Source organism: Acinetobacter sp. KAM396, from assembly GCF_021602765.1.
GTDB classification, from domain to species: domain Bacteria; phylum Pseudomonadota; class Gammaproteobacteria; order Pseudomonadales; family Moraxellaceae; genus Acinetobacter; species Acinetobacter towneri_A.
In genome coordinates this window covers 1-3,962 of the sequence record NZ_BPPH01000066.1, presented here as the reverse complement: position 1 = coordinate 3,962, position 3,962 = coordinate 1, and the positions used below count along the sequence as shown (strand labels likewise).

The 3,962-nt window shown below is 37.5% G+C and carries 3 protein-coding genes and 1 pseudogene; 1 reads left to right on the top strand and 3 read right to left on the bottom strand.

Features of this window, described 5'->3' with window-relative positions; all coding sequences use genetic code 11:
• Positions 1–252: 252 nt before the first annotated feature.
• From chrA to L6C30_RS14315, 3 genes are all read right to left on the bottom strand, one after another.
• Positions 253–1,602, bottom strand: a complete 1,350-nt coding sequence (gene chrA, locus L6C30_RS14325) for a chromate efflux transporter (RefSeq protein WP_001060713.1) — start codon at positions 1,600–1,602, stop codon at positions 253–255.
• The gene (locus L6C30_RS14320) at positions 1,599–2,525 is read right to left on the bottom strand and encodes a chromate resistance protein ChrB domain-containing protein (protein ID WP_026055779.1); all 927 of its coding nucleotides are present in this window, start codon (positions 2,523–2,525) and stop codon (positions 1,599–1,601) included. Before L6C30_RS14320 ends, chrA begins: the two co-directional genes overlap by 4 nt.
• 114 nt (positions 2,526–2,639) lie before the next feature.
• Positions 2,640–3,206 carry a recombinase family protein gene (locus tag L6C30_RS14315; protein WP_120365077.1) on the bottom strand — a complete coding sequence of 189 codons (567 nt, stop codon included), beginning with the start codon at positions 3,204–3,206 and terminating at the stop codon, positions 2,640–2,642.
• 223 nt (positions 3,207–3,429) lie between these two features.
• Here L6C30_RS14315 and L6C30_RS14310 point away from each other — a divergent pair.
• A pseudogene (locus L6C30_RS14310) lies at positions 3,430–3,852 on the top strand (IS5 family transposase); the annotation flags it as partial.
• Positions 3,853–3,962 lie beyond the last annotated feature (110 nt).

Genomic DNA, 3,962 nt, shown 5'->3' with positions numbered 1-3,962 from the left:
ACATAGACACCAACATATCAAACCGTCCGCTAAGAAAATTGCAAAAGTGCATATTCTAAAAGCGGACATTTTTACTTTGGAGAAACCGGACATTTCTACTTGGGGCTTACAAGTCGACTTCGCATAACCACCATTATGTTAAATGGTGAGTGATTTAGTGGAATATTCTTTAATTTTTTATATGAAAGAAGATACCTTGAATCGTGTCAAAAGAAGCATAGATTTTTTATCCATACCTCTAGTGTTCATTCTTTATAGTAAAATTTTAATCGTTAAACCCACTAAAGCAGAACCGATGATGACTCTGAGCACACTTTGATTAAATTTAAATAATGCGACTACAGCTAAAATTGCAATAATGGCAGAGATATAATCAAAATTCCCTTCAAAACCCTGTGGCCAAAGCACGTGGTAACATAAAAAGAGTGCCAAATTTAAAATTACGCCCACCACGGCAGCGGTAATGGCGGTTAAAGGGGCAGTAAATTTAATTTGATTGTGTGTGGACTCTATAACAGGTGCTCCGGCTAAGATAAAGAAAAATGAGAAAATAAAAGTAAACCACGTGACGATGATTGCACCTAATGCACCTGCAATAAATTGATATTCAGCACCCAACAGCGAATGGTTATAAGCTGCTAAGAAGCCGACAAAAGCCACCACCATGATCAATGGGCCGGGAGTACTTTCACCTAGGGCTAAACCATCGATCATTTGAGTTGGGGTGAGCCAGTGATAAAAACCGACAGCGCCTTGATAAACGTAAGGCAGAACAGCATAAGCACCACCAAATGTCAGAAGTGCAGCTTTAGTAAAGAACCAAGCCAGTTGAGTATAAGAATGACTCCATCCCAAAACTGCTGTTAAAGAGATGAGTGGAATTGCCCATAAAAGTGCTGAAATTACAGTTATTTTGATCAGATGAGACCATTTAAAAACAGCATGTTCAGGTGTAGGGGTATCATCATCAATAATTGCACGTCCATAGGATTTTTGACTGGACTGATGTGCATTTAGCTTAAATAAATCAGGATACTTTTTACCGACCAAATAACCCGATATCGCTGCACATAAAACGATTAAAGGGAAAGGAATATTAAAAATAAATATTGCAAGAAAAGCGATAACTGCAATCGCCCATAGAAATTTATTCTTTAATGAACGACTGCCAATACGATACGTGGCATGAAATACAATTGCGGCAACTGCGGGCTTAATGCCATAAAACAAACCGGCAATGATCGGGACGTTGCCATATTTCACATAGACCCAAGACAGCCCAATGAGGATAAAAAGAGAAGGTAGAATAAATAAAACCCCTGCAACGATGCCACCTTTGGTTTTATGCATTAACCAGCCAATATAAGTTGCAAGTTGTTGAGCTTCGGGGCCGGGTAAGAGCATGCAATAATTCAATGCGTGCATAAAACGCTGTTCTGAAATCCATTTTTTTTCTTCAACTAACTCTTGGTGCATAACAGCGATTTGCCCGGCAGGACCACCAAAGCTAATGAATCCCAGTTTTAACCAAAATTTGAATGCTTGCCAAAAGCTGATAGATTCAATTTCTGTTTCATCTATTAAAGATGGCTTATTATTCATGTTAAATTCCTTTGAAAGTCTGCATATAAGCCATCAAAAATATGGTTTGAAAGATGGAGTAATTGATCATCATCTGTGATCGTGCTTCTTAAGCCTTGCAAGATTTTTTCAATGCCTAAGGCTTCGGCAGGCTCATTTCCCCCAACATCTAAAAAATGAACAATTTCAGCGATTTTATTTAAAGCAGGGTTTTGTAATTCAAAGCTATGCATTAACACTTCAAAAGTGACTAGATGATTGATATGGGTAAATTGGGCATCATCAAAATCAAAACCTAAGGTATCTTTGGGGCAATCATTGGGATGCTCTAACCAAATAAATTTTGCCTGAGGGTCTACAAATTTCTGAATGATCCATGCCGATGCCAAACGGTCAACCCAAGGACGCTTTCTGGTTGCCCAGATTTTATTTTGAAAATCTTGCTTGCATAGGACTTTTAATTGCTGTTCAAAATTATTGGGTTCATCGTATTCACCTAACCGGGCAATAACTTGTTCTAATCGGGTGAGTTCATTCAGTGTTTTGCTTTGATGAGTATTTGGGAAAAAATCTATTTCTATCAGTGAATTGAGGTTTTTTCTTAATTTTCGAATCTGTTTGAGATGTTCTTTTTTCTTATTTTCCTCAAGCGTATTTTGTATTTGTGAAATTTCAGTTCTCAGTTCTTCATATTCTCCAGTTCTGTCGAAAAGTTGAGCAAGGTCTAAATGTGCAGGAGGTTCAGTCTGAAAGATATAGGCATGCCCATGTTCATTAAGATGATCATGAACAACAGACTCAAATTTTTCAGAATGTGCTTCGGGTAAGAGGTAAACACCATCTCTTAAAGTTGCTGCACCATTTGACTTTAATGAACGCCAAATTCGCATTCTTGCGGTTGTGCTTTGACTGGGAAGTGATGAGATCAGTAATGATATTTTCATGTTATAAAATCAACAAATTTTGTTTATCTTATAACTATTTTAAAAGATTAAAAATAGTTTTCCTTTAATAAGAATATATGTAAAAGTCATAAAAGATTTGCTAATCCCAATAAGCTATTCACTAACTTGTAAATATCGGTATACCGCCTGACGACTAATCCCAAAAGCTTTCCCTAATGCCATTTTCGATGGATACTTCCCCTCCTTCCATGCTTGTCGTAAAGCTTCAGCTTGGTCAGGCTTTAGTTTATGCACCCGACCTTTGTACTTCCCCTGAGCAGAGGCGAGTTTTATTCCTTCCTTTTGCCGCTCTAAAATGATCTCACGTTCGAACTGTGCAAAAGCACCCATCATTTGAAGCATCAAATTATCCATCGGGGTGGATTCGGCTGTAAAAGTAATATTTTCTTTTACAAACTGGATGGCGATCCCTCGTTTGACCAGTTTATCTACTTCAGTGACCAAATCTTTTAGGCTTCGCGCAAAACGATCCATTGAATGTACAATCACCCTGTCCCCTTCCCGGACATAGTTCAACATTTCCTGAAATTTAGGTCGGTCAGTATTTTTACCTGAAGCATGGTCAACAAAAATCCGGTCGACCTCAATTCCTTCAAGTTGACGTCCAGTGTTTTGCTCGACAGAACTTACCCGGACATACCCTACTTTTTGGCCTTTCACTTTTTCACGCCCCAATTGGATAAAAATGAACAATTTCGTAAATTATAATTCTTTAACACTAAAGTTACATGTTACTTATGATTAAAAATCATTTAAATGATACATAATTTCATGAACTTTCAGATTGTAACTTTAGGGTATAGTCTAATACAACTATTTTGATATTCATTCCCAATGAATAGCCACCGATTTTGAAGGGCTTATTCCACAATATAATTTCCAGATGAACAAGCCTGCACCTAAAATTTATCGTACCACCAATTGGTCTTCTTATAATCGAGCATTAATAAATCGAGGAAATATTTCAATTTGGTTTGACACTAAGACTCAATGGTATGCGCAGCCAAAAGGCAAGTATGGACGAAATCAAACTTATTCCGACACAGCCATCCAATGCTGTCTAATGATTAAATCTTTATTTCGCCTTTCTTTACGTATGGTCACAGGTTTTGTTCAAAGTCTGATTAAGCTCTGTGGATTAAATTGGACAGCACCAGATTACAGTACGCTTTGCAGAAGACAAAAACATATTGATATTACGATTAGTTATCAAAAAAGCAGTGGTGGGCTCAACTTGCTGGTGGACTCTACCGGTCTAAAGTTTTTAGGTGAAGGTGAATGGAAAAGGAAGAAACATCAGCCTGAATAGAGGTGGTCCCACTTGTTTGAACAACTAAAAGCGTATTTATAAGTGATATTCCGCTCTAGTTAAGCCACCTTGTTTTGTTGGGGTAGCTGATCATAGTAAAACTCATT

Excerpts from the sequence above, each read along its gene's own strand:
- L6C30_RS14320 (WP_026055779.1), bottom strand. The coding sequence starts at position 2,525 with ATGAAAATATCATTACTGATCTCATCACTTCCCAGTCAAAGCACAACC.
- chrA (WP_001060713.1), bottom strand. The coding sequence starts at position 1,602 with ATGAATAATAAGCCATCTTTAATAGATGAAACAGAAATTGAATCTATC.